This is a genomic window from Actinomadura luzonensis (assembly GCF_022664455.2).
Lineage (GTDB): Bacteria > Actinomycetota > Actinomycetes > Streptosporangiales > Streptosporangiaceae > Nonomuraea > Nonomuraea luzonensis.
This window is the reverse complement of record NZ_JAKRKC020000001.1, coordinates 3817189-3841445: the sequence shown is the minus strand read 5'-3', so window position 1 is coordinate 3841445 and position 24257 is coordinate 3817189. Positions and strand designations below refer to the sequence as shown.

The 24257-nt window shown below is 74.4% G+C and carries 24 protein-coding genes; 8 read left to right on the top strand and 16 right to left on the bottom strand.

The window, feature by feature from the left end; all coding sequences use genetic code 11:
* Positions 1-111 precede the first annotated feature (111 nt).
* The 4 genes from MF672_RS18810 to MF672_RS18795 are packed head-to-tail and all read left to right on the top strand — an operon-like array spanning position 112 to position 3771.
* Complete coding sequence (locus tag MF672_RS18810; RefSeq protein WP_242383391.1) at positions 112-1098, top strand: ABC transporter substrate-binding protein; 987 nt, start codon at positions 112-114, stop codon at positions 1096-1098.
* 23 nt (positions 1099-1121) lie between these two features.
* Entirely contained in the window at positions 1122-2105 is a 984-nt protein-coding gene (locus MF672_RS18805) for an ABC transporter substrate-binding protein (RefSeq protein ID WP_242383392.1), read from the top strand.
* Positions 2102-2920, top strand: a complete 819-nt coding sequence (locus MF672_RS18800) for an ABC transporter permease (RefSeq protein ID WP_242383393.1) — start codon at positions 2102-2104, stop codon at positions 2918-2920. The genes MF672_RS18805 and MF672_RS18800 overlap by 4 nt, the downstream gene beginning before the upstream one ends.
* Positions 2917-3771, top strand: coding sequence for an ABC transporter permease (locus MF672_RS18795; RefSeq protein WP_247815308.1), 855 nt, complete (start codon positions 2917-2919; stop codon positions 3769-3771). The genes MF672_RS18800 and MF672_RS18795 overlap by 4 nt, the downstream gene beginning before the upstream one ends.
* A gap of 11 nt (positions 3772-3782) precedes the next feature.
* Here the strand turns inward: MF672_RS18795 and MF672_RS18790 are convergent, their stop codons facing one another.
* The 4 genes from MF672_RS18790 to MF672_RS18775 all read right to left on the bottom strand — a co-directional run bounded on the left by MF672_RS18790 (position 3783) and on the right by MF672_RS18775 (position 7478).
* Entirely contained in the window at positions 3783-4787 is a 1005-nt protein-coding gene (locus tag MF672_RS18790) for a nitrilase-related carbon-nitrogen hydrolase (RefSeq protein ID WP_242383395.1), read from the bottom strand.
* A gap of 1 nt (position 4788) precedes the next feature.
* Entirely contained in the window at positions 4789-5226 is a 438-nt protein-coding gene (locus MF672_RS18785; RefSeq protein ID WP_242383396.1) for a hypothetical protein, read from the bottom strand.
* A 3-nt stretch (positions 5227-5229) separates the two neighbouring features.
* Positions 5230-6609, bottom strand: coding sequence for an aldehyde dehydrogenase family protein (locus MF672_RS18780; protein ID WP_247815307.1), 1380 nt, complete (start codon positions 6607-6609; stop codon positions 5230-5232).
* A 71-nt stretch (positions 6610-6680) separates the two neighbouring features.
* A complete protein-coding gene (locus MF672_RS18775; protein WP_242382046.1) occupies positions 6681-7478 on the bottom strand; it encodes a DUF1838 family protein in 798 nt (265 codons plus the stop codon).
* Positions 7479-7741: 263 nt separating this feature from the next.
* Here MF672_RS18775 and MF672_RS18770 point away from each other — a divergent pair, with 263 nt between their 5' ends.
* Together MF672_RS18770 and MF672_RS18765 are read left to right on the top strand one after the other, a co-directional pair.
* Entirely contained in the window at positions 7742-8632 is an 891-nt protein-coding gene (locus MF672_RS18770) for an SRPBCC family protein (RefSeq protein ID WP_242382047.1), read from the top strand.
* Entirely contained in the window at positions 8629-9798 is a 1170-nt protein-coding gene (locus tag MF672_RS18765) for a zinc-dependent alcohol dehydrogenase (protein WP_242382048.1), read from the top strand. The genes MF672_RS18770 and MF672_RS18765 overlap by 4 nt, the downstream gene beginning before the upstream one ends.
* A gap of 46 nt (positions 9799-9844) precedes the next feature.
* Here the strand turns inward: MF672_RS18765 and MF672_RS18760 are convergent, their stop codons facing one another.
* Positions 9845-10105: a hypothetical protein gene (locus tag MF672_RS18760; protein ID WP_242382049.1), complete on the bottom strand. Its 261-nt coding sequence runs from the start codon at positions 10103-10105 to the stop codon at positions 9845-9847.
* Positions 10106-10311: 206 nt separating this feature from the next.
* Between MF672_RS18760 and MF672_RS18755 the strand changes: the two genes are divergently transcribed.
* Positions 10312-11679, top strand: coding sequence for a S28 family serine protease (locus tag MF672_RS18755; RefSeq protein ID WP_242382050.1), 1368 nt, complete (start codon positions 10312-10314; stop codon positions 11677-11679).
* A gap of 7 nt (positions 11680-11686) precedes the next feature.
* Here the strand turns inward: MF672_RS18755 and MF672_RS18750 are convergent, their stop codons facing one another.
* From MF672_RS18750 to MF672_RS18705, 10 genes are read right to left on the bottom strand one after another with little or no spacing between them, the layout of a single operon-like run.
* Positions 11687-12934, bottom strand: a complete 1248-nt coding sequence (locus MF672_RS18750) for an ABC transporter substrate-binding protein (protein ID WP_242382051.1) — start codon at positions 12932-12934, stop codon at positions 11687-11689.
* Positions 12931-14001, bottom strand: a complete 1071-nt coding sequence (locus MF672_RS18745; protein ID WP_242382052.1) for a branched-chain amino acid ABC transporter permease — start codon at positions 13999-14001, stop codon at positions 12931-12933. The genes MF672_RS18750 and MF672_RS18745 overlap by 4 nt, the downstream gene beginning before the upstream one ends.
* Entirely contained in the window at positions 13998-14855 is an 858-nt protein-coding gene (locus MF672_RS18740) for a branched-chain amino acid ABC transporter permease (protein ID WP_242382053.1), read from the bottom strand. The genes MF672_RS18745 and MF672_RS18740 overlap by 4 nt, the downstream gene beginning before the upstream one ends.
* 4 nt (positions 14856-14859) lie before the next feature.
* Positions 14860-15606: an ABC transporter ATP-binding protein gene (locus MF672_RS18735; RefSeq protein WP_242382054.1), complete on the bottom strand. Its 747-nt coding sequence runs from the start codon at positions 15604-15606 to the stop codon at positions 14860-14862.
* Positions 15603-16364: an ABC transporter ATP-binding protein gene (locus MF672_RS18730; protein WP_242382055.1), complete on the bottom strand. Its 762-nt coding sequence runs from the start codon at positions 16362-16364 to the stop codon at positions 15603-15605. Before MF672_RS18730 ends, MF672_RS18735 begins: the two co-directional genes overlap by 4 nt.
* Before the next feature lie 18 nt (positions 16365-16382).
* A complete protein-coding gene (locus MF672_RS18725) occupies positions 16383-17663 on the bottom strand; it encodes an ABC transporter substrate-binding protein (protein ID WP_242382056.1) in 1281 nt (426 codons plus the stop codon).
* A complete protein-coding gene (locus MF672_RS18720; RefSeq protein WP_242382057.1) occupies positions 17653-18768 on the bottom strand; it encodes a branched-chain amino acid ABC transporter permease in 1116 nt (371 codons plus the stop codon). Before MF672_RS18720 ends, MF672_RS18725 begins: the two co-directional genes overlap by 11 nt.
* Positions 18761-19651 (bottom strand): branched-chain amino acid ABC transporter permease, encoded by an 891-nt coding sequence (locus MF672_RS18715; RefSeq protein WP_242382058.1) that lies wholly within the window; start codon positions 19649-19651, stop codon positions 18761-18763. The genes MF672_RS18720 and MF672_RS18715 overlap by 8 nt, the downstream gene beginning before the upstream one ends.
* Complete coding sequence (locus tag MF672_RS18710) at positions 19648-20418, bottom strand: ABC transporter ATP-binding protein (protein WP_242382059.1); 771 nt, start codon at positions 20416-20418, stop codon at positions 19648-19650. The genes MF672_RS18715 and MF672_RS18710 overlap by 4 nt, the downstream gene beginning before the upstream one ends.
* A gap of 53 nt (positions 20419-20471) precedes the next feature.
* The gene (locus MF672_RS18705; RefSeq protein WP_242382060.1) at positions 20472-21251 is read right to left on the bottom strand and encodes an ABC transporter ATP-binding protein; all 780 of its coding nucleotides are present in this window, start codon (positions 21249-21251) and stop codon (positions 20472-20474) included.
* 200 nt (positions 21252-21451) lie between these two features.
* Between MF672_RS18705 and MF672_RS18700 the strand changes: the two genes are divergently transcribed.
* Positions 21452-22648 carry a PucR family transcriptional regulator gene (locus MF672_RS18700; protein ID WP_242382061.1) on the top strand — a complete coding sequence of 399 codons (1197 nt, stop codon included), beginning with the start codon at positions 21452-21454 and terminating at the stop codon, positions 22646-22648.
* Between the two features lie 87 nt (positions 22649-22735).
* On the opposite strand, the gene argG is transcribed toward MF672_RS18700, so the two are convergent.
* On the bottom strand, positions 22736-24184 hold the full coding sequence (gene argG, locus MF672_RS18695) for an argininosuccinate synthase (RefSeq protein ID WP_242382062.1): 1449 nt from the start codon (positions 24182-24184) through the stop codon (positions 22736-22738).
* Between the last annotated feature and the right edge of the window lie 73 nt (positions 24185-24257).

Below are 24257 nucleotides of genomic sequence, written 5' to 3'. Positions count from 1 at the left end.
GGAGTGACGTTCAATTCGGCGGGCACAAAAGCGAACCCTGTTGTAAGATCACCGCCTGGCCGTCCGTTCCGCCGAACGATCCGATCCGCCGAGGGCGCCGAGGGAGAGGTCATGGAGAGCGGGCACGCACCGCGCGTGCGTCTCGCGGCGCTCGCCGCCCTGGTGGCGACCGCCGCCTGCGGCGTCCTGGGCCCCGCCCCCGCCTCTGGTCCCACGGCCGCCGGGCCGGAGAAGACCACCCTGCACGTCGGCGTCAGCCCCACGCCCTCCTCCGCCGGGCTGTACATCGCGAAGGCCAAGGGCTTCTTCGCGGCCGAGGGCCTGACCGTCGAGACCGAGATCATCCAGGCGCCGCAGGCCGTCATGCCGCGCGTCCTGGCCGGCGGCATGGACGTCTTCAAGGGCAGCTACGTCTCCCTCATCAACGTCCAGAGCGCCGGCACCGCCCGCCTCAAGATCGTCGCCGACGCGCTGCAGGCCGCCCCCGGCATCGCCGGCGTCGTGGTGCCGGAGAACTCCCCGCTGGAGACGCCGCAGGACCTCAAGGGCCGCACCATCGCCGTCAACTCCCTGGCCAACCTCGGCACCATGTCCGTCAGCGCGCACCTCAAGCCGTACCTCATCGCCCCCGGCCAGGTGAGGTTCGTCGCCATCGACTTCCAGAGCCAGCTCGCCGCGCTCCGCGACGGCCGGGTCGACGCCGCCTGGATGGTCGAGCCGTTCCTGTCCGACGCCCAGCGGGCCGGCGCGAAGCTGCTGCTCGACACCAACACCGGCCCCACCGACAAGCTGCCCGTCGACGGCTGGGCCGCCACCGAGGAGTGGGTGCGCCGGCACCCGAGGACCACCGCCGCGTTCCAGCGCGCGCTCACCAGGGGGCAGGCGCTGGCCGCCACCGACCGCGCGCTGCTGGCCGAGACCGTCGCCGGCTTCACCGGCACCCCCAGGGACGCGGCGATGACGATGGCGATGGGCACCTTCCCCACCTCGCTCAGCGCCGCCCGCATCCAGCGGGTCTCCGACCTGATGTACGAGTTCGGCTACCTGAGGAGCAGGGTCGACGTGAGCTCCATGGTGGGGACCCCGCCCGCCCGATGACGCGACCAGGAGAGGCAGAGGGCATGAAGCTGACCAGGATCGCCGCGGCGGCGGCGCTCGCGCTCGCGCTGACCGCCTGCGGAGGCGGCGGGGGCGGGGGTGGCGGCGGCACCGCCGCGCCGGCCGGGAGCGGCGGGCTGGAGAAGACCCGGCTGCTCATCGGCGTGGTGCCGGTGCCGTCGTCGGCGCCGCTGTTCATCGCCGAGAGACGCGGCCTGTTCAAGCAGGAGGGCCTCACCGTCACCACCGAGATCATCCAGGCGCCGCAGGCCGTCATGCCCAAGATCCTCAACGGCAGCATGGACGCCTTCCTCACCAGCTACGTCTCCCTCATGGCGATCAACGACTCGGGCGCGGCCCGGCTCAAGCTCCTCCAGCACAGCCAGGAGGCCGCGCCGGGCGTCGCGGGCGTCGTCGTCGCCAAGGACTCCCCGGTCAGGACCGCCGCCGACCTCAAGGGCCGCACCATCGCCGTCAACGTGCTCAAGGCCCTCGGCCAGACCCTCACCAACGCCCACCTGCAGCAGGCCGGGCTCAAGCCCGAGGACGTCAAGTACGTGCCCGTGCAGTTCGCCGACCAGCTCGCCGCGCTGTCCGGCGGCCAGGTGGACGCCGCCTGGCTGGTCGAGCCGTTCCTGACGGCGGCCAAGAAGGCCGGGGCGCGGCAGATCATCGACACCACCTCCGGCGTCACCGCCGGCGTGCCCATCGACGGCTGGGGCGTCAGCGAGGACTGGCTCGCCAGGAACCCGCGAACCGCCGCCGCCCTGCACCGGGCGCTGGCCAAGGCTCAGGAGATCGCCGGGGCCGACCGCGCGGCGATCGACGAGGTCGTGCCGACGTACACGCAGATCCCGGCCGACGCCGCCAAGGCCATGACGCTCGGCAGGTTCTCGCCCCGGGCCGACCCGGCGAGCGTGCAGAAGCTCGCCGACCTGCTGCGGGGCTACGGCTACCTGAAGGCGAAAGTGGACGTGGCGCGCCTGTTCGCGACGATCGGCGAATGACGGCACAGCACGAGCGGACACCGCCGGCCCGGGGAGCCGGGGCGCGGCGGGGGGAGCGGGTGCTCCTGGGGGCCGCCGGGGTGGTCGCGTTCCTGGCCGTCGCCGAGGCCGCCGGGCCGGCCGGGCTGGTGCCGGACGCGCTGCCGTACATGTCGGACGTGCTGATCGAGGCGGCCCGGCTGCCGCTGGACGCCGGCTTCCGCGCGGACGTGCTCGCCACGCTGGCCGCCTGCGCGAGCGGGCTCGCGATCGCGATCGGCGTCGCCGTGCCCGCCGGGCTGCTGCTCGGGACGGTGCCGTTCCTGGAGCGGTCGGCCCGGCCGCTGGTGGAGTTCCTGCGGCCGATCCCGTCGGTGTCGCTGATCCCGCTGGCCATGTTCCTCTTCCCCGCCGGCCAGGACGCCAAGACCGCGCTGATCGTCTACACCTGCTCCTGGCCGCTGCTCATCAACACCCTGTACGGGCTCGGCGACGTGGACCCGCTGGCCAAGGAGACGCTGCGCGGCTTCGGCTTCGGCCCGGCCGCGGTGGCGCTGCGGGTCAGCCTGCCGAGCGCGGCGCCGTTCATCGCGACCGGCGTGCGGATCGCGGTCGCCGTCACCCTGATCGTCGCCGTCAGCGTGGAGCTGCTGGCGCCCGGCGGCGGCGGGATCGGCGCGTTCCTGTCGCTGGCCGGCAGCGCCAACCGGGTGGACCGCATGCTCGCCGCCACCCTCTGGGCCGGCGCGCTCGGCCTGGCCGCGAACCTGCTCTGCGCGGCGGCCGAACGACGGGCCTTCCGCTGGCACCACACCCGCACCGGGGAGGCCGCATGAGCACGCCACGGCCCGACCGGAGCGGGCGGGACGGGCGGGACGGGCGGGACGGGCGGGGCGCGGGGGGCGTGCGGCGGCTGGCCTGGTACTGGCTGCTGCCGGTGGCCGCCGTCGCCTGGGAGCTGGCCACCCGCTCGGCCGGGGCCGCCTACTTCCCGCCGCCGTCGCGGATCCTGTCCCGGCTGCGCGAGATGTGGTTCGCCGGGCCGCCGTCGCGCGCCTTCCTGACCGACGAGGCGGTGGCGGACCTGCTGCCCAGCCTGGCCCGGCTCGCCGCCGGATGGGCGATGGCGTGCGCGGCGGGCGTGCTGGCCGGGGTCGCGCTCGGCCGCTCGCGCCGCCTGTCGGCGCTGGCCGAGCCGCTGCTGCACCTCGGCCGGTCGGTGCCGCCCTCGACGCTGCTGCCGGTGTTCCTGGTGCTGTTCAGGATCGGCACCCCGATGGAGCTGGCCGCGATCGTGTACGGCGTCATCTGGCCCGTCCTGATCAACGCGATGGACGGCGCCCGCCACGTGGACGCCCGCTGGATCGAGACCGCCGCCGTCTACCGCCTGACCGCGCGGCAGCGCCTGACCCGCGTCATCCTGCCCGCCGCCGCCCCGAAGATCTTCGCGGGGCTACGGCTGAGCGTGTCACTGGCGCTGATCATGATGGTGATCTCCGAGCTGGTCGGCAGCAGCGAGGGCATCGGGCACCGCATGCTGGAGGCGCAGAGCCAGTTCGACATCCCCGCCATGTGGGCCGGGATCGTGCTGCTCGGGCTGCTCGGGATCGTGCTCAACGCGGCCTTCCTGGGGGTCGAGCGCCTGGTCCTGTCGTGGCACCGCACCGCCCACGCCGCGTCCCCCTGAGCGCGGGGCCGTCACGAGGTGAGGAGGCGGGCGATGGTGCCGGACTGGCGGGCGCGGAACCAGGAGCGTTCGCGGGGCCCCTCCTCCAGCCCGCCCGGACGTTCCCCGTCGTGCAGGCCGTACTCCTCGGCCCACAGCGCCGTCTTGACCCGGCTCGGCAGGTTCGCCATGCCGGGCCGGCGGCGGGCCCGGCGCAGCGCCGCCAGGTCCAGCTCGGCCGCCGCGACCAGCGTCTCGCCCGCGCCCGCCCTGGCCAGCGCCCGGCCCTGGTGGTCGATCAGCTCCGACCCGCCGTTCACCGAGTCGCCGGGGACGGCGCCGCCGGTGAGCCCGCCGGTGTTGGCCGCCACCACGTACGCCAGGTTCTCCACCGCCCGCGCCCGGCGGGCCACGGCCTTCGGCGTCAGGTCGGGGGAGGACGCCTCCGACGTGGGGTTGCAGAAGACCTCGGCCCCGCGCAGGGCCAGCGCGCGGGCCAGCTCCGGCATCTGCACCTCCTCCGAGGCCAGCACCGCCAGGTTGCCGATCTCGGTGCGGGCCACCGGCAGCACCGCGTCGCGGCCGTACAGCTCCAGGTAGCGCTCCCACACGTCGTACGGCGTCGGCGTGAACAACGAGTGCAGCCGCCGGTAGCGCAGCACGACCTCCCCGGCGGGGGAGAGGATCACCGACGCCTGGAAGTACAGCCCGGGGAAGTGCTCGTCGCGCTCGTAGGCGTTGACGCACAGGAACACCTCGTCGCGGACGGCGATCCCGGCCAGCATGCGGTACTCGGGGCCGCCGGGGTCGAGCGCCGCCCGCTCGCACCACTCGGGCAGGCTCTCGCGCAGGGGGAAGCCGGTCAGGGCGTACTCGGGCAGGACCACCAGCCGCAGGTCCGGCCCCAGCCACGCCTTGGAGCCGCCGACCCGCTCGCCGATCCGGGCGACGGCGGCGGCGATCTCGGCGCGGGGGTCGGCGGCGGCGTTGACGGCGCGCGTCTCCACCTGGAGGGCGAGCGCGATGTAGGCGGTCATGTCAGCCGACCCGCCGCTCGTCGATGAGCGTGCGCCGCACGCACACGCCGTCCTCCAGCCACTGCCAGACCCGGCTGCGCGTCCGGCCGTCGTCGCTGAGCACGATCAGCTCGAACAGGCGCAGCGGCCGGCCCTTGAAGCGCCAGGTGAGGTAGATCGCGCTGTCGTCCACCTCGCGGAACTCGCCCTCCAGCCGGTCGGTGTCGAAGCGGCACCGGCCGCCGCCCAGGTGGACGCCAGGGAACTCGTGCACCTCGGTGCGGCCGTCGTCCCAGGTGTAGCGGTTGGTCTGGAGGTAGGCGGCGTCGTCCACGATGCGGCACGTCATGTGGACGCGGTGCCGGTCGAGCAGCGCGCCGTCGGCGCCGAGGTGGCGGTACTCGCCCTCCCACTCGCCCTCGTGCCGGGCCAGCAGCGGCATCTCCGCGCGCAGTCCCATCTGCTACTCCTTCGTCGGGTGCCACCAGGGGTCGGCGGCGGGGGATCGGTTGACGAGAAACGCCCGGCGGCGCAGGAACCGGGCGATCGACGCCGGCCCCATCCGTGAGCCGCCGAGCCCGGACAGGCGGAAGGAGTGCTTCTCGCCCTCGTGCACGAACGCGGTCAGCGCGGCGTCGTTGACGCTGACCGCGCCGACGGGCAGCCGCGCGGCCACCGCCCTCGCCTGCTCCTCGGTGGCCGCGAACACCGCGGCCGACAGCCCGTACGCCGAGTCGGCGGCCAGCGCGACCGCCTCGTCCGGGCCGTCCACGGCCATGACCGGCAGCACCGGCCCGAACGTCTCCTCCGTCATCACCAGCATCGAGTGGTCCACGCCGGACAGCACGGTCGGGCGGCACCAGTGGCCGCCGCCGTGCCGCTCGATCGTCCCGCCGGTGTGCACGACCGCGCCCCTGGCCACGGCGTCGGCCAGGTGCGCCGCGATCACCGGCGGCCGGCCGGGGTCGATGATCGGGCCGATGGGGCCGCCCTCGCAGGTCAGCCCCACCCGGGCCGCCTTGGCGGCCAGCAGGGCCAGAAACTCCGCGCAGACCTCGCGCTCGACGTACACGCGCTCGATCGACTGGCAGGACTGGCCGGCGTTGGCGGTGCCGCCCCACAGGATCGCCGAGGAGGCCCGGTCGAGGTCCGCCCCGGCCAGCACGATCGCCGGGTCCTTGCCGCCCAGCTCCAGATGCGCCGGGACGAACGCGCGGGCCGCCGCCTCGGCCACCAGCCGCCCGGTGGGGACGCTCCCGGTGAACACCACGGCGTCCACCAGCCCCACCAGCGCCGCCCCGGTCGCCGGGCCGCCCTCCACGACGCGCAGCGGCAGCTCCTCCGGCACCAGCCGGGTCAGCGGCTCGATGAAGCGCGGCGTCACCTCGCTCGGCTTGACCAGCACCGCGCACCCGGCGGCCAGCGCCGGGACGGCGTCGATGAGGCCGAGCAGCAGCGGGAAGTTCCACGGCGTGATCGCGCCGACCAGCTCGTACGGCACCGCGTCCCCGGCCACGTGCACGCCCGGCAGCTCGGACGGGAACTCGGCGGGCGGGGCGAGCAGCGCGGGCGCCTGCCGCGCCCACCGCCCGGCCAGCCCGGCGACGATCCGGCGCTCCAGCTCCGACTCGGCGACCCGGCCGGTGTCGGCCACCAGCGCGGCCAGCAGGTCCTCGTCGCGGGCCAGCGCCGCGCCGAACCGGGCCAGCACCGGGGCCCGCCCGTCCGGGCCCGCCGCCGCCCAGGCCGGGGCCGCCGCCCGCAGCCCGGCCGCGATCGCGGCGAGCCGGCCGGCGGGAACGGGCCGGAGGGCCCGCTCGGCCCGCCCGGTCAGCGGATCCACGACCGGCGGACCGGACGAGCCGTCCGGGCCGGGCGAACCGGACGGCGGCGATGCCATGGAGGGCGGCGGGGTCATGGGCGGCTGTGGGTGGCGCACCACTCCGCCCACGTGGTGGCGCCCTTGCCGAGCTGCTTGTTGTAGAAGGACGTCCACGAGTTCTCGCTCGGCCCCGGCTCCTCCGGCGCCGCCGTGTAGAGGGGATGGCGGGCCTCCACCTCGGCCCGCAGCCACGGCTCCACCTCGCCGTAGGAGCCGAGCGACCAGGCGCGGGCCCGGTAGGTGAGCTGCCCTCGCACCTCGCTCTCGGCCAGCCCCATGAACGGCGCCCACGGCGCGGTGCGCGCCCAGCTCACCTTGGCCCGCAGCGCCCCGGACGGGATCTCGCCCGGCACGGTCCGCGCCGCCGCCTCCTGGTCGGCCACGCTGAAGTCGAACAGCTCCTGCGCCGTGTACACGCCGCCGATCAGGCCGAACGTCTCGCCCAGGGTGGCGCCGTAGTCGGCGCGCACGCCGATGTCGGTGCTCCAGGCGGTCTCGTCGTGCAGCCGCCGCAGCGGCGGCCCGGCGAAGGCGGGGGTGATGGGGAACGGGCCGAAGTTGACGGTGTCGTTGTTGATCGGCACGACCGGGTACGTGCGCCCGTCGAGCGGGTTGACCCAGTCGCGCAGGACCGTCCGCGGCTCGTCCGGGTCGGTGTAGAAGACGATCTCGCGGGAGAGCTGGTGGAGCCGTTCGGTGCCGGGCACCCGGTACAGGCGGCGGATGTTGTAGCCCTCGATCCCGAACAGTTTCCCGCCGTGCCGGAGCCCGGGCCCGAGCCGGTCGCCGGGGACGTTCGCATAGACGGAACCGGAAATCCGGAAAACCATGTCCTCGCCATCCGGACGGCCGAAAGTCTGGAGGCTGAGCATTCCGCTCGGGTCGGTGACCGCGGCGTAAACGGGGCCGGGATTCGTGGGATCCATGGAGATCACCATAAAGGCTCGGACCCCGCTCGACGCATTGTGGAATTTCGTCCCTGGTCCTGCTGGTGTCATCGGTTTTGTCGGGGGCAGGGGCCCGAGGACGCGGGGGGCGTTAGCAGACCGAGGGCCGCCCGCGCCGTACAACACACCACCGGTTAGGACGCATGATGACCGACAAATTCGCCCGTGCGCTCGGGTGGACCAGCCTCGCGCTGGGCACGGCGCAACTGGCGGCACCACGGGCCGTCACCCGCCTGTGCGGCGTCGACGACGCGCCAGGCGCCACGACCGTCGCCAGACTCGTCGGCGGGCGCGAGCTGCTGCACGCCGCCCTGCTGCTCGGCGCCAAGAACCCCGCCCAATGGGCGTGGACCAGGGTCGCCGGCGACACGATGGACCTCGGCGTCCTCGGCAGGGCCGCCGCCAACCGCACCGGCGCCCGGCGCACCCGCGCGTTGTGCGCGCTCGGCGCGGTCGCCGGGATCGCCGCCCTCGACGCGGTCTGCGCCCGTCGCGGCACCGCCCAGGCCAGGAGCCCGCTGCAGGTGCGCGCCTCCATCACCGTCAACAAGCCGCGCGAGGAGGTCTACCGCTTCTGGCGCGAGCTGGAGAACCTGCCCTCCTTCATGATCCACCTGGAGTCGGTGCGCGCCATCAACGAGCGCCGCTCCCGCTGGAAGGCCAAGGGCCCGGTGGTCGACCTGGAGTGGGAGGCCGAGATCATCGACGAGCGGGCCGGTGACCTGCTCGCCTGGCGCTCCGTGCCCGGCACCGGCATCACGACCGCCGGCCTGGTCAGCTTCACCGACGGCCCCGGCGGGCGCGGCACCGTCGTGGACGTCTCGCTGGAGTACGGCATGCGCGGGCGCAAGCTCGCCGCCGCCGTCGCCCGGATGTTCGGCGAGCACCCCGAGCAGGCGGTCCGTGACGACCTGCGCCGTTTCAAGCAGGTCATGGAGACCGGTGAGGTGGTGCGCTCCGAGGGCAGCCCCGAAGGCCACCGCGCCCGTCGCCAGCTCCACCAGCGTCCCGCGCAGCCGATCGGAGGACGGGCATGAAGGCCAACGTGTGGATGGGCCGCAACCGCCTGGAGGTCCAGGAGGTCCCCGACCCGCAGATCCTCAACGCGCGCGACGCGATCGTCCGCGTCACCTCGACCGCGATCTGCGGCTCCGACCTGCACCTCGTGGACGGCTACATCCCGACCGTCAAGAAGGGCGACATCCTCGGCCACGAGTTCATGGGCGAGGTCGTCGAGGTCGGCCCCGGCGTGCGCAACCTGCGCGCCGGCGACCGCGTCGTGGTGCCGTTCCCGATCGCCTGCGGCGCCTGCTTCGCCTGCGAGGACGGCCTCTACTCGGTGTGCGAGAACTCCAACCCCAACGCGGGCATGGCCGAGAAGCTGATGGGCCACGCGCCCGCCGGCATCTTCGGCTACTCCCACATGCTCGGCGGCTTCCCGGGCGGGCAGGCCGAGTACGCCCGGGTCCCGTTCGCCGACGTCGGCCCGATCAAGGTCGAGGACGACCTGACCGACGAGCAGGTGCTCTTCCTGTCGGACATCTTCCCGACGGGCTTCATGGGCGCCGAGATGTGCGACATCAAGCCGGGCCAGACGATCGCCGTCTGGGGCGCGGGACCGGTCGGGCAGTTCGCCGCGGCCAGCGCGTTCCTGCTCGGCGCGGACCGGGTCATCGTCATCGACCGCTTCCCGTACCGGCTGCAGCGGGCGCAGCGGACCGGCGCCGAGGTGCTCAACTACGAGGAGGTGAACGTGCTGGAGGCGCTGCGCGACATGACCGGCGGGCGCGGCCCGGACGCCTGCATCGACGCCGTCGGCATGGAGGCCCACCACCCGACCCCGGCCATGTACGCCTACGACCGCACCAAGCAGGCGGCCCGGATGGAGACCGAGCGGCCCTACGTGCTGCGCGAGGCCATCCTGGCCTGCCGCAACGGCGGCGTGGTGTCCGTCATCGGGGTCTACGGCGGATTCGTCGACAAGTTCCCGATGGGCACCGTCATGAACCGGTCGCTCACCATCCGCAGCGGCCAGTGCCACGTGCAGCGCTACACCGGGCCGCTGCTGGAGCGGATCCGCGCGGGCGAGATCGACCCGAGCTTCGTCATCTCGCACCGCATGCCGCTCAGCGAGGCGCCGCGCGGGTTCGAGCTGTTCAAGCACAAGCAGGACGAGTGCAACAAGGTCGTCCTCACCCCGTGACGCCCCGCCCGGCCGTGCCCCCCGCGCGGGGCACGGCCGGGCCCGCTCAGGAGGTGGCGCCCGGCCGCCGCACCGACCGGCTCCGGCCGGCGTTGAGCGTGGCGGGCTCGAAGCCGGCCGGCCGCTTGTAGCGCAGCGCGATCTCCGCCCGCTCGGCCGGCGGCATCACGTCCTCGACGTCGGCGAAGCCGCCGGGGGCGCGCTCGCGCACGAGCCGCGGCACCACCTCGGGCCCGTCCTGGCGGTCGGCCGGCACCACGGGCACGACCCGCAGCCGGGCCAGGGCGGCGAGCGGCCTCCGGGTCACCGGGCGCCCTCCACGCCCGCTCGACCGGCGGGGGGCCGCCGAGCAGCACGCCGGCGGGCACGGCGAGCGCCGTCGCTGTACTGCCCACAGAGGCGATCACCGCGTGATCGGCACAAGTCGGCCGATGTCAACTCTTGCCCTTTCGGAAGATCGCGGAGACACTGCGGTCGGATCCGTGCTCATGTCCGGCTGAGAGGCGAGCGAACGTGCGAACCCTGTTGCTGACCGTCCTGCTGGCCCTGACGGCCATCACGGCGCCGGCCGCCGCGGCGGAGGAGCAGGACCTCCTCGACCAGCTCAAGGCCATCCCCGGCCTCACCGTGGTGTCGGAGACGCAGCCCGCCGGCTACCGCTTCTTCGTCCTCACCTACACCCAGCCGGTCGACCACCGCGACCCCGCCAAGGGCACCTACCAGCAGCGCCTCACCCTGCTGCACCGCGGCACCGACGTGCCGGTCGTGCTCTACACCGGCGGCTACGGCCTGGCCGTCAGCCCGGCCCCGTCGCGCACCGAGCCGACCCGCATCCTCGACGCCAACCAGGTCTCGGTCGAGCACCGCTTCTTCCGCTCCTCGCGACCCGTCCCCGCCGACTGGCAGGACCTCACCATCTGGCAGGAGGCCACGGACGAGCACCGCATCGTCCAGGCGCTGCGCACGATCTACCCCGGCCGCTGGATCCAGACCGGCGCCAGCAAGGGCGGCATGACCTCCGTCTACCACCGCCGCTTCTACCCCGGCGACGTGGACGGCGTGGTCGCCTACGTCGCCCCGAACGACCGGATCAACCCGCTCGACCAGGACTACGACCGCTTCTTCGCCGAGGTCGGCACCGAGCCGTGCCGTCGGGCGCTGGACACCGTCCAGCGGGAGGCGCTGCTGCGCCGCGACCGGATGGTGCCCCTGCTGGAGGCCGACGCCGCCCGCAACGGCTACACCTTCACCCGCACCCTCGGCACCGCCGACCGCTCCTACGAGATGACCGTCCTGGACACCGTGTGGGCGTTCTGGCAGTACTCCACCGCCGCCGACTGCGCCTCGGTGCCGCCCGCCACCGCCACCGACGAGCAGCTCTACGCCTGGATCGACGCCGTCGCCTCCTTCGGCTTCTACACCGACCAGGGCCTGGAGTACTACTGGCCGTACTACCGCCAGGCGGCCACCCAGCTCGGCTGGCCCGACCTCGCCTTCGCCCACCTGCGCGGCCTGACCCGCTACCGCGGCCTCTACCAGCCGAACTCGGTGCTGCCGGCCGAGCTGCGCGCCCGGCACCAGGCCTGGCCCATGCTGGACGTGGACCGCTGGGTGCGCAGCCGGTCGGAGCGCATGATGTTCGTCTACGGCCAGAACGACCCGTGGAGCGCCGAACGGTTCGCCCCGTCCGGCGCGGACTCGTACCTGTACGTCGTGCCGGGCGCGAACCACGGCGCCAACATCGCCTCCCTGCCCGAGGCCGAGCAGGCGGCGGCCACGGCCACGCTGCGCCGCTGGGCGGGCGCGACGACGGCGCTGCGCTCCCCGGGCACCGCCGAGCTGCCGGACGACGACATGCTCGTGCACCGCCGCCCCGCCTGACGGCCCCTCACCGCGCGGGCGCGCGGGTGTCGATCACCCGCCCGAACGGCACCCACCGGTCGCCCTCGAACCGCGACAGCTGCTCGGCCTCGATCGGGAACGCGTCGCCCGGCCCGGTCGAGACCGTGATCCCGGGCAGCAGCAGCCCGAGCTGCACCTCGCGCAGGCTGTGCGCGGCCGCGCGCAGCGCCTCCCGCGAGGGGCAGCGCATGCGCCGCAGCGTCTTGACGAACGCCTCCGCCGCCGTCCACCCGAAGACCACCTGCTGGCTGCCGGGGTCGGCGTCGGGCGCGTAGCGCTCCAGCGCCGTCAGGTAGGCGTGCACGGCCGGGTCGTCGGCCCACTCCGGCGCGGCCGGGTCCTTGGTGAAGCCGGCCGTGACGACGCCCTGCACCTTGTCGTAGCCGACCGGCTTGAGCACGGCGGGCGAGGCGGCCACGCCGTTGAGGATGTGCAGCGGGTTCCAGCCGGTCATGGCGGCGTCGGCGGCCAGCGCCTGCGCGGCGAACTTCGGCGTGCTGACGTCGAGCAGCACGTCCGCGCCCGACGCGGCGAGGTTGGCGAGCTGGCCCTGCACGCCGGGGTCGGTCACCTCGTAGCTGCGCTCGGCCACGATCCGCACCGACGTGCCGGCGACCGCCTCGCGGAAGCCGCCGAGGAGGTCGTGGCCGAAGTCGTCGTTCTGGTAGAGCACGGCGACGCGGGCGTGCGGCAGCTCCTCGGCCAGGTAGCGGGCGTAGACCCGGGCCTCGGCGAGGTAGCTGGGCTGGAAGCCGATCGTCCACGGCCGGCGGGCGGCGTCGGCGCCCCACTGGGTCGCCCCGCTGGCGACGAACACCTGCGGCACCCGCCACCGGTGGGCGAACTCGCGCACCGCCGCCGTCGAGGGCGTGCCGAGCGTCTGGAACAGCGCGAACACCCGGTCGTCCAGCACCAGCCTGCGGGCCTGCTCGACGGCGCGGGCCGGCTCGTAGGCGTCGTCGCGCACCACGAAGTCGATGCGCCGGCCGTCCACGCCGCCGTGCTGGTTGACGTGCGCGAAGTAGGCGCTCGCGCCCTGCGCGACGGCGGCGTAGGCGGAGGCGGGGCCGGACAGCGGGTAGATCCCGCCCACCTTGATCGTGCCGGGGCTTACGCCGGTGCCGTCCTGGCCCGCGCACTCGCCGGTCAGGACGGCCCCGCCGGACCCCGGCCGGCACCCGGCCACCAGGAGCAGCAGCAGGACCGGCAGCAGGGCCGGCAGCACCCGTCTCATCCGCGCCTCCTCGCCGCGAGCCGGCCCGTCACCGACCACGCCGCCCGGCGCAGCAGCCCGGCGAGGCCGGTCGGCGCCACGTAGATCATCACGATGATGAGCAGCCCGGAGACCACCCCGGGCGCGGCCGGGTTCAGCTCCTGCGCCGCGGCCGGCACGGCCGCCACCACCAGCGCGCCGAGCAGCGGCCCCGCCGGGGTGGCCAGGCCGCCGATCACCACCCCGGCCAGCAGGGTCACCGACAGGCTCAGCGTGAAGGTGTCGGGCGCGACGAAGCCCGTCGTCCAGGTGTAGAGGGCGCCGGCCGCGCCCGCGTACATGGCGCTCCAGGCGAAGGCGCGCGTCATGTGCGCGGCGGCGTGCATGCCGAGCGTCTCGGCCGCCGCCGGGTGCTGCCGGATCGCGGTCAGCGCCCGCCCGCCGCGCGACGCCGTCAGGTTGCGCACGCCCGCCACGGCCGCCGCCGTCACGGCGAGGACGAGGAAGTACACCCACTGGTCGTCGTCCAGGCCGAGGCCGCGCGGCGTGGGCACCGCCATCCCCATCGCGCCGCCGGTCACCTCGGGGAAGCGTTTGAGCAGCGGCGGCAGCAGCACCGCCACGGAGAACGTCACCATCGCCAGGTACAGGCCGCGCAGCCGCAACGCGGGCAGCCCGGCCGCCCAGCCCAGCCCGAAGGTGACCAGCGCGGCCGCCGGCAGGGTCAGCGGGTACGGCAGCCCGAACCGCCCGATCATGACCGCCGCCACGTACGCGCCCACGCCGAAGAAGGCCCCGTGCCCGAGCGAGATCTGCCCGCTGTGGCCCGCCACCAGGTCCAGCCCGAGCAGCGCCACGGCGTACACCAGCACCAGCGTCACCTGGAACAGCCGGTACGGCGGCAGCGCGAACGGCAGCCCGGCCGCCGTCACCGCCAGCGCGGCGAGCGCGGCCCGCCGCCACGGCCAGGTCCGCCGCCGGTCGCCGGCCGCCAGCCCCACCGCCGTCCTGCGGTGCCCCCCGGCGCCCCAGCCGTGCCCGTTCACCGGCCCGTCCAACGGCCCGGCCAGGGGCCCGGCCGCGGTCACGCCCGCTCCACGGGAGCCGAGCCGAACAGGCCCTGCGGGCGCACCAGCAGCACCACGACGATGATCACCAGCGGCACCGCGATCTTCAGGTCCGCCCCGACGAAGCCGAGGTAGGTGCCGGCCAGCGTCTCGGCCACGCCGACGACCAGCCCGCCGGCCACCGCGCCGAGCGCGCTGTCGAAGCCGCCGAGCGTGGCGGCGGCGAAGGAGTAGACCAGCACGCCGGTCATCATCGAGGGCTCTAGGAACAGCGCCGGGGCGAGCAGCACGCCCGACAGCGCGCCGACGGCCGAGGCCGCGCCCCAGCCGAGGGCCAGCACCCAGCCGACCCGCACGCCCGCCAGCCGGGCCGAGCGCGCGTCGGCGGCCACGGCCCGCATCACCAGCCCGAGACCGGTCCGCCTGACGAGCAGGGCGACCGCGCCCAGCACCGTCCCGGCGAGGCCGGCCGCCGCCAGCGCGGCCACCCCCGGCGGCCCGTCGGGGAACGGGCTCGGGAAGGCGCGGAGCGCCGCGGTCCACACCAGCGCGGCCAGCGCGTTCACCAGCACGTACAGGCCGATCGTGGTCACCACGAGGGTGACCTCGGCGGCCTCGCCCGCCAGCCGGCGGATGACCAGCCGCTCGGTCACCACGCCCGCGGCGAAGGCGACGACGACCGTGACCGGCAGCGCCGCCCAGTACGGCAGGCCGGAGGTGACGAGCTGCCAGGCCACGTACGTGGCGAGCATGGCCAGCTCGCCCTGCGCGAAGTTGACGATCCCGGTGAAGCGGTAGGTGAGCACCAGGGCGAGGGCGAGGGCCGCGTACCCCGCGCCCGCGCCGAGCCCCTCCAGGAGCTGCTGGACGAACACCGGCTCACCACCTCCGGCGGGCGCGCATGTCGGAGATCCGGCCCGACTCCACCAGATAGGAGCGGTGCGCGACCTCCAGCGCCGCCGTCACGTTGTGCTCGACGATGACCATCGTGGTCCCCTCGTCCCTGTTGATCGCGTGGATGGTGCGGAAGAGCAGCGACGCCGTCTGCGGGGCCAGGCCGCGCATCGGCTCGTCCATGAGCAGCAGCCGCGGCCGGGCCATCAGCGCCCGGCCGATGGCGAGCAGCCGCTGCTCGCCGCCGCTCAGCGTCCCGGCGGGCTGGCTGAGCCGCGCCTGAAGCACCGGGAAGCGGGTGAACAGCCGTTCCAGGTCCTCGGCGGTGCCGCGGCGCGGCCAGGGGCGGGCCTGCGCGCCCACCCGCAGGTTCTCCTCGACGGTGAGCGGGCCGAACGTGCCGCCCTCCTGGGTGACGTGCGCGACGCCGAGCCTGGCCAGCTCGTCCGGCGCGCGGCCGAGCAGCGCGACCCCGCCGAGCGTGGCCGTCCCGCGCGCCCTGACCAGGCCGGACAGGGCGCGCAGCAGCGTCGTCTTGCCCGCGCCGTTCGGGCCGAGCAGCACCGCGATCTCGCCGGCCGGCACGGTCAGGTCGACGCCGTGCAGCACGCGGGCCGCCCCGTACTCGGCCCGCAGCCCCCGCACCTCCAGCCCGCCGCCCGGAGGGCCCGCCCCCGTACGCCCGTCCGCCGGGCCCGCCCCCGCCGGGCCCGCTCCCGCCGGGCCGGTCACCGCGCGACCCCCAGGCAGGCCGCCACCACGGCGGGGTCGCGCCGCACGACCTCCGCGGGGCCGTCGGCGATCTTGTGGCCGCGTTCCAGGCAGACGATCCGCCGGCACAGCGCCAGCACGAAGTCCAGGTGGTGCTCGACGACGATGATCGTCAGCCCCCGCTCGGCGTGCAGCCGCCGGACCAGCTCGGCGAACGCCGGCACCTCGGCGGGCGCGAGCCCGCCCGCCGGCTCGTCGAGCAGCAGCAGCCGCGGCCCGGACGCCAGCGCCCGGGCGATCTCGATCAGCTTCGTCGTCCCGTACGGCAGCGCCTCGGGCGGGTGGTCGGCGTAGCGGGTGAGGCCGAACCGCGCCAGCAGCGCGTCGGCGCTCTCCCGCAGCCGCCGCTCCTCGCCCGCCGCCCGCCCGAGCGCCGCCGCCCAGAACCCGGCCCGGCCGTGCCGGTGCGCGCCCGCCATGACGTTTTCGCGCACCGACAGGCCGGGGAACAGCGCCGTGTTCTGGAACGTGCGGGCCACGCCGTGCCCGGCGACCCGGTGCGGGGGCAGCCCGGCCAGGTCCTGCCCGGCCAGCAGCATGCGGCCCTCCTGCGGCGCGCACCGCCGGGTCAGGCAGTCGAACAGGGTGCTCTTGCCCGCCCCGTTGGGCCCGATGAGGCCGACGAGCTCGCCCTCGCCCACGGCGAGGTCCACGCCGGACAGCGCGGTGACCCCGCCGAAGCGCATGGTGAGCCGGCCGACCTCCAGTAAAGCGGCCATGTCGCGACCGGACCTTCCTCAGCCCGCCGCGGGGACGGTGTACCCCTCGGCCAGTTCGGACACGGCGGCCTCCTTGACGATCACCGCGCCGCCGACCGCCTGCTTGTCGGGCTTGACGATGTAGGACGAGCGCGAGGCGGGCCGGTCGTAGACGCTGAAGTCCATCGGCGTGCCGCCGAGCCCGGCCTCCCACGCCTTCTGCGAGCGGTGCGCGGCGATGATGCCGGCCCGGCTGAGGTCCTTGTTCTCGCACGCCTTGCGCAGGGCGTCGCCGACGATGACGGCCGCCGTCCAGCCGGCCGCGACGCCGCTGTCCAGCGGCTGGCCCGCGTACTTGGCCTGGTAGTCGGTGATGAGCTTCTGGTAGGCGGGCAGCGGCGCGCTGATCGGGGCGCCCGCGGTCACGTAGTAGAAGTCCTTCAGCAGCGCGGGCGCGGCCGGCGTCTGCAGGAGCTGCGGGCTGTAGGCGGAGTTGCTGCCCATGAACGGCACGTCCATGCCGCCGGCCAGGGCCACGCCGACCAGCGAGGCGGCCTGGCGCGGGCCGACCGAGACCAGCACGGCCTTCACCCCGGCCTTCTTGAACGCCGCCACCTGCGCCGTCATGTCCTGGTCGGTGGCCTTGATCTTCTGCTCGACCACGGTCAGGCCGAGCTTGCCCGCCGCGTACTTGGAGCCGGCGAGGGCGCTCTCGCCGTAGTCGCCCTCGAAGTACAGGTGACCGATCTTGTCGCCGGACTTCAGGCCCTTCTCCTTCATCAGGAAGTCCAGGCCGTTGATCATGTCCACGTCGTACGTGGTGCCGGTGACCTGGATGGCCTCGCTGCCGAGCAGCCCGGTCGCCCACGCCATCGGGATGGTGAGGATCTTGTCCGTGGTGATCTTGTCCTTGAGCGCGGTCACCATCGGCGAGCCGATGAACTGCGGGATCGCGGCCGTCTTCGGCGCCACCTCGGCGTAGGCGGCCATCGCCTTCTGCGCGTCGTAGCCGTGGTCGCGCACCACGGTCTCGATCTTCCTGCCGCAGATGCCGCCCGCCTGGTTGGCCTGGTCGAAGTAGAGCTGCTGGGCCTGGGTGAGGCTCTTGCCGAGCGAGGCGTACGGTCCGGTCAGGTCGGTCAGCAGGCTGAGGGTGATGGTGTCGGCGGTCACGCCGGGGCCGGTCTTGACGCCGTCGCCGCCGGTGGCGCTCGCCTGGCCGCCGCCACCGGTGGCCTTGCCGCTGGCGCAGCCGGCGGCGGTGGCGGCCAGTGCCAGCGACACGAGCGCGGCGGCGACGGCCTTGCGGTTACTGGACATGTGAGCTCCTGGTCTCGGGGGACGTGTCGGGGGACAGGGTGGGAGAGCTGGACAGGGGCAGCCGCAGCCCGGACAGCCGGCCGCGCAGCGGCCGGAACAGGCCGAGCAGGCCGCCCGGCAGGAAGAGCACGACCGCGACCACGGCCGCGCCGTACAGGAGGCGGGCGGCCTCGGCGGGGGAGACGCCCTCGCCGGAGCCCGGCGCGGCCACCAGCGGCAGCGCGTCGCTGTAGCGGGTGAGCAGCTGCGGCAGCAGGGAGACGAAGACCGCCCCGGCCACCGCGCCGCCCACCGAGCCGAGCCCGCCGATCACGATCATCGCGAGGTAGTCGAGGGAGAGCAGCATGCCGAAGTAGTCGGGCACGGTGCGCTGGAAGACCAGGGCGAGCAGCACGCCCGCGAGGCCGCCGTACATGGACGACAGCACGAACACCCCGGCCCGGTAGCGGGTGACCGGCACGCCCATCACCCCGGCGGCGATCTCGTGGTCGCGGATGGTGTTCATGGCCCGCCCGGGCCGGCCGCGCAGCACGCCGCGGGCGAACAGCGCCGCCGCCAGCAGCAACGGCCCGCCCAGGAACCACAGCCGCTCCAGCGCGCCGAACGGCACGTTCAGCACGACCAGGTCGGGCGCGTCGGCGAAGGCGAACCCGAACAGCTCCATCGGCGGCACCGCCCGGCCGTTGAAGCCGCCGGTCACCGGTTCGGCGTTGAACAGCAGGTGCTGGCCCAGGAAGATCAGCGCCAGCGTGGCGATGCCCAGGTAGGCGCCCTTGAGCCGCCCGGCGATCGGGCTGAACAGGCCGCCCGCCGCCCCGGTCAGCGCCACGGCGAGCACGGCGGCCAGCGGCGTGGGCAGGCCCAGGCCGCCCAGTGCCCCCGTGGGCTCGGCGGCGAAGTACACGTACGCGTAGGCGCCCACGGCCAGGAAGAACGCGTGCCCCATGGAGAGCTGGCCGGTCGCGCCGGTCAGCAGGTTGAGGCCGATCGCGCCGATCGCCGCCGACATGGCGAACAGGCCCGCCTGCAGCCAGAACCCCTCCAGGTAGAAGGGCACCGCCACGAAGGCCGCCAGCGCCGCCGCGCGGAGGAGGTACCTAGACACGGGCCAGCTCCTTCGTGCCGAACAGGCCCGCGGGCCGCAGCAGCAGGATCGCGATCATGACGAGGAACGGCGCCACGTCGCCGATGCCCCGGCCGAGGAAGGCGAGGTCGTTCTGGTAGCCGGTCATCAGGGCCTCGGTGACGCCGACCGCCAGGCCGCCGACCAGCGCGCCCGTGGTGGAGTCGAGGCCGCCGAGGATGGCGGCGGGGAACGCCTTGAGCGCCGCCAGGGAGGAGGTGCGGTCCAGCCCCGGCGTCGGGAACACGCACAGGAACAGCGCGGCCACCGCGGCGAGCGCCCCGGCCACCGCCCACGCGCTCAGCGACACCCGGCCGAGCCGCACGCCCATGAGCGCGGCCGTCTCCGGGTCCTCGGCCGTGGCCCGCATCGCCACGCCCCAGCCGGTGAACTTGAACGCCAGCAGGAACGCGGCGATCAGCAGGCCCGCCGTGACCAGCGCGACGATCCTGGTCTCGGCGACCGTGACCGGCCCCAGGCGCACCACCCGCGACCCCCACGGGTCGCCCATGGCCAGCACCTCGGTGCCGATGCGGCGGGTCAGCTCGGTGGTCAGCACGATGTCCACGCCGATCGTCACGATCGCCAGCACGCCGTGCGAGGCGGCCTTGCTGCGGCGGATGACGAGGAACTCCACCAGCGCGCCGACCACCGCCGCCGCCGCGATCCCGGCCAGCAGCGCGAGCCAGAAGCCGAGCTGGGCGTGCAGCCGCGCCACCACGTAGCCGCCGGCCAGCAGCAGCGAGGCGTGCGCGAAGTTCACCACCTCGGTGGCCTTGAAGATGACGACGAAGCCGAGCGCGATGAGCGCGTACACGGCCCCGATGGAGATCCCGTTGACCAGAAGCTCCAGGAATGTGATCACGAGCCCTCCTCGGTGCCCAGGTACGCGGCGATGACCCTGGGGTCGTTCTGCACCTCGCCGGGCGGGCCGTCGGCGATGCGGCGGCCGAAGTCCAGCACGGTCACCCGGTCGGCCAGCCGCATGACCAGGCCCATGTCGTGCTCGACGAGCAGGATCGAGATGCCGAGGCTCTCCCGCACCGAGACGATCAGCTCGGCCATCTCCACCCGCTCGCCGCTGTTCATCCCGGCGACCGGCTCGTCCAGCAGCAGCAGCCGCGGCTCCATCGCCAGGGCCCTGGCCAGCTCCACCCGCTTCTGCACCCCGTACGGCAGCAGCCCCACCGGGGTCGCGAGCAGGTCGCCGAGCCCGACGAAGGCGGCGATCTCGGCGACCCTGGCCGCGTGGGCGCGTTCCTCGCGGCGGGCGCGCGGCAGGCGCAGGCCCGCCGCCGCGAACCCGGCCCGGGTGAGCCGGTGCCGGCCCAGCAGCAGGTTGTCGCGCACCGGCAGGCGGGGGGAGAGCGCGATGTTCTGGAAGGTGCGGGCCACGCCGAGCGCGGCCACCTGGTGCGGGCGCAGCGCGGTCAGCTCGGCCCCGCCCAGCCGGACGCTGCCCGAGGTGGCCTTGTAGACGCCGGACAACACGTTGAAGCAGGTGGACTTGCCCGCCCCGTTGGGGCCGATCACGGCGTGGACGGTGCCGGGCTCGACGGTGAAGCCGACGCCGTCGAGCGCCGTCAGCCCGGCGAAGCGGACCGTCACGTCGCGGACCTCCAGCCGGGGCATACCGCCCGGTTGGTATGTCGGGGTCATGCCCCCGGGGGCCGTCTCCGCCGGGGTCATGCCGGCCACCTCGCCAGCGCCGCCCGCGCGCGCAGCTCCCCGGGCGCGTCGTCGCTGACGCCCAGGTAGCGCCGCCGCACCTCGTCGCTGGCGGCCAGCTCGGCCGCCGGTCCCTCCATCGCCACCCGGCCGACCTCCAGCACGTACGCGTGCGAGGCGAGCGCCAGCGCCGTGGCCACGTTCTGCTCCACCAGCAGCACCGACGTGCCCGCCGCGTTGATCGCCCGGACCGTCGCGGCGATCCTGGCCGCCATCTGCGGCGCGAGGCCCAGCGTCGGCTCGTCCAGCAGCAGCACCGACGGCCCGGCCATCAGCGCCCGGCCGATGGCGAGCATCTGCTGCTCGCCGCCCGACAGCAGCCCGGCCGGCTGGCGGGAGCGCTCGGCCAGCACCGGGAACAGCTCGCGCACGCGCTCCCTGGCCCGCGCCGCCTCCCGGCGGGGCGTGCCGAGGCCGCCCGCGCGCAGGTTCTCCTCCACCGTCATCCTGGCGAACACCCGCCGGCCCTCCGGCACGTGCGTGACGCCGCGCCGCACCACGGCCGCGGCGGGCAGGCCGGTCAGGCGGGCGCCGTCCAGCTCGACCGCGCCGCGCGCCACCCGGCCCCGCTGGAACCGGAGCGTTCCCGAGACCGCGCGCAGCAGCGTCGTCTTGCCGGCGCCGTTCGCGCCGAGCACGGCGACGACCGCGCCGGACGGCACGCGCATCGACACGCCGTCCAGGGCGCGCACCGGGCCGTAGTCCACCACGAGCTCGCCGACGCTCAGCTCCGCCATGCCACATCCAAGGCGACTTCCTCCCAAGACCCCATGCCGGCTCACCCAAACCGCTGACGTGCACCGTCGTCCAGATGCCGGCGTGAAGTCAGGCGGCCTGCCCACCGCGGCCGGGCCCCGGTTGTGCAGCCGCACAACGGCAGATCACAAAACGCTACAGAGCCTTGTTCTAGAGCGGGGTCCGGTGGCAGCCTCGTGGAATGCGTCCCCCTACGGTCGTGGACGAGGACGTCCGCCAGACGTTGCGCACCGCCGCCGTGGTCCTGCTGGAGCACCTGCCCGAGCTGACCGGCGAGCTGGTCGCCCGCACCCGCGACGGCGACGAGGTGTACCGCGCCTGCGTGCCCTACGACGAGCACTGGAAGAGCACGCTCGAAGGCGTGCGGCTCGGGCTCACCGCGATCCTCCAGGAGCCCTCGGAGCGGCGCGACCTGGTCTTCACCGCCAGCATGGCCCGCCGCCGGGCCGAGCAGGGCCTGCCGCTGGACTCGCTGCTGCGCATGTACCGCCTGGCCGGCCAGGTCGTCTGGTCGGCGCTCGTGGAGCACATGGAACGCGAGCGGCCCGAGCGGCTGAGCGTGCTGGTCCGCGCCGCCGGGCACGTCTGGCACGCCATCGACCGGCAGTCCATGGTCGCCTGCGACACCTACAACCGGCGCGAGCAGGAGATACTCGGCCGCAGCAGGGAACGCGTCAACGCGCTGCTCGACGCCCTGCTCGACGGCAGCGCCGACGCCGGGGTGATCCGCGCCGCCGGGGCGGCCCTCGACCTGCCCGAGCACGACCGGTACGCGGTGATCACGGTGCGCCGCGGCGGCCGGCAGGACGACGCCCGGCTGCCCGGCAGCGTGGGCGGCCTGCGGCTGCTCTGGCGGATGCGCACCGGCCACGAGGTCGCGGTGGCCGCGCTCGGCGAGGCCGGCCTGGACGAGCTGTGCAAGGAGCTCAGCGTCGTCATCAGCGGCGTGGCCGGGGTCAGCCCGGTCGTGCCCGGCCTGGCCGAGCTGGGCGCCGCCCACGAGCTGGCCCTGCTCGCCATGCGCACCTGCGTGGACGGCGGCCCCGAGATCGCCCGGCTGGACGCCCGCGTCCCGGCCGCGCTCATGATCACCCGGCCGGACCTGGCCTTCCACCTGCTGGACAGCGCGCTCGGCCCGCTGCTCGCGCTCGACTCGGCCGACCGCGACACCCTGCTGACGACGCTGGAGACCTGGCTCGCCTGCGACGGCTCGGCCGCCCGCGCCGCGGCCCGGCTGTTCTGCCACCGCAACACGATCGTCAACCGGGTGCGCAGGATCGAGCAGCTCACCGGCCGCTCGCTGGCCCGCCCCCGCGACCTGGTGGACCTGGCGCTCGCCCTGGACGCCGCCCGGCTGCTGCCGTCCAGGAACGCGTGAGCCGCGGGGAGGTCTCCCCGCGGCTCATCCGCCCAGTGGTCCGTGCAGTGGTCCGGCGTGCAGTGGTCCGGCGTACAGGGGCCGGGCTCAGTCGGTGCCGAACTCCATCGCGGCCTGGTCCAGCAGCTCCTCTTCCTCGGCCGCCTCGCCGCGCGAGGCGATGGCCTCCGCGCCGCCCTCGTCCATCGCGCCGATCAGGCCCGTCGCGGCGGCCTGGGCCGCGCCGACCAGGCTCGGTCGGCCGCCGCCCACGATGCCGAGCCGGGCGTACTGCTCCAGCTTGGAGCGGGAGTCGGCGATGTCGAGGTTGCGCATGGTGAGCTGGCCGATGCGGTCGACCGGGCCGAACGCGGAGTCCTCGGTGCGCTCCATCGACAGCTTGTCGGGGTGGTAGCTGAAGGCCGGGCCGGAGGTGTCGAGGATCGAGTAGTCCTCGCCGCGGCGCAGCCGCAGCGTCACCTCGCCGGTGATGGCCATGCCGACCCAGCGCTGCAGCGACTCGCGCAGCATCAGCGCCTGCGGGTCGAGCCAGCGGCCCTCGTACAGCAGCCGGCCGAGCTTGCGGCCCTCGACGTGGTAGCTGGCGAGCGTGTCCTCGTTGTGGATGGCGTTGACCAGCCGCTCGTAGGCGGCGTGCAGCAGCGCCATGCCGGGGGCCTCGTAGATGCCGCGGCTCTTGGCCTCGATGATGCGGTTCTCGATCTGGTCGGACATGCCGAGCCCGTGCCGGCCGCCGATCGCGTTGGCCTCCAGCACCAGGTCGACGGCGGAGGCGAACTCCTTGCCGTTGATCGTCACCGGGCGGCCCTGCTCGAAGCCGATCGTGACGTCCTCGGGGACGATCTCGACCTCCGGGTCCCAGGCCCGCACGCCCATGATCGGCTCGACGATCTCGATGCCGGTGTCGAGGTGCTCCAGCGACTTGGCCTCGTGGGTGGCGCCCCAGATGTTGGCGTCGGTGGAGTACGCCTTCTCGGTGCTGTCGCGGTAGGGCAGGCCGTGCGCGAGCAGCCACTCCGACATCTCCTTGCGCCCGCCGAGCTCGTGCACGAAGTCGGCGTCGAGCCACGGCTTGTAGATGCGCAGGGACGGGTTGGCCAGCAGGCCGTAGCGGTAGAAGCGCTCGATGTCGTTGCCCTTGAACGTCGAGCCGTCGCCCCAGATCTGCACGCCGTCCTCCAGCATGGCGCGCACGAGGAGGGTGCCGGTGACGGCCCGGCCGAGCGGGGTGGTGTTGAAGTAGGTGCGGCCGCCGGAGCGGATGTGGAACGCGCCGCAGGCCAGCGCGGCCAGCCCTTCCTCCACGAGCGCCGCCCGGCAGTCGACCAGGCGGGCGACCTCGGCGCCGTAGGCGGTGGCGCGGCCGGGGACGGAGGCGATGTCGGGCTCGTCGTACTGGCCGATCTCAGCGGTGTAGGTGCACGGCACTGCACCCTTCTCGCGCATCCACGCGACCGCTACCGAAGTGTCGAGACCGCCGGAGAAGGCGATCCCGACCCGTTCACCGACAGGCAGGGAGGTGAGTACCTTGGACACGAGCAGAAGTATATACACACCTATGCATGGCCATGCAATGGGCGCTCCGCGCGGCCCAGGTCACATTCGTCCA

Excerpts from the sequence above, each read along its gene's own strand:
- MF672_RS18710 (WP_242382059.1), bottom strand. The coding sequence starts at position 20,418 with ATGCCCCGGCTGGAGGTCCGCGACGTGACGGTCCGCTTCGCCGGGCTG.
- MF672_RS18770 (WP_242382047.1), top strand. The coding sequence starts at position 7,742 with ATGACCGACAAATTCGCCCGTGCGCTCGGGTGGACCAGCCTCGCGCTG.
- MF672_RS18785 (WP_242383396.1), bottom strand. The coding sequence starts at position 5,226 with ATGGGACTGCGCGCGGAGATGCCGCTGCTGGCCCGGCACGAGGGCGAG.
- MF672_RS18700 (WP_242382061.1), top strand. The coding sequence starts at position 21,452 with ATGCGTCCCCCTACGGTCGTGGACGAGGACGTCCGCCAGACGTTGCGC.
- MF672_RS18790 (WP_242383395.1), bottom strand. The coding sequence starts at position 4,787 with ATGACCGCCTACATCGCGCTCGCCCTCCAGGTGGAGACGCGCGCCGTC.
- MF672_RS18725 (WP_242382056.1), bottom strand. The coding sequence starts at position 17,663 with ATGTCCAGTAACCGCAAGGCCGTCGCCGCCGCGCTCGTGTCGCTGGCA.
- MF672_RS18750 (WP_242382051.1), bottom strand. The coding sequence starts at position 12,934 with ATGAGACGGGTGCTGCCGGCCCTGCTGCCGGTCCTGCTGCTGCTCCTG.
- MF672_RS18765 (WP_242382048.1), top strand. The coding sequence starts at position 8,629 with ATGAAGGCCAACGTGTGGATGGGCCGCAACCGCCTGGAGGTCCAGGAG.
- MF672_RS18810 (WP_242383391.1), top strand. The coding sequence starts at position 112 with ATGGAGAGCGGGCACGCACCGCGCGTGCGTCTCGCGGCGCTCGCCGCC.
- MF672_RS18795 (WP_247815308.1), top strand. The coding sequence starts at position 2,917 with ATGAGCACGCCACGGCCCGACCGGAGCGGGCGGGACGGGCGGGACGGG.
- MF672_RS18800 (WP_242383393.1), top strand. The coding sequence starts at position 2,102 with ATGACGGCACAGCACGAGCGGACACCGCCGGCCCGGGGAGCCGGGGCG.
- MF672_RS18775 (WP_242382046.1), bottom strand. The coding sequence starts at position 7,478 with ATGGTTTTCCGGATTTCCGGTTCCGTCTATGCGAACGTCCCCGGCGAC.
- MF672_RS18705 (WP_242382060.1), bottom strand. The coding sequence starts at position 21,251 with ATGGCGGAGCTGAGCGTCGGCGAGCTCGTGGTGGACTACGGCCCGGTG.
- MF672_RS18805 (WP_242383392.1), top strand. The coding sequence starts at position 1,122 with ATGAAGCTGACCAGGATCGCCGCGGCGGCGGCGCTCGCGCTCGCGCTG.
- MF672_RS18730 (WP_242382055.1), bottom strand. The coding sequence starts at position 16,364 with ATGGCCGCTTTACTGGAGGTCGGCCGGCTCACCATGCGCTTCGGCGGG.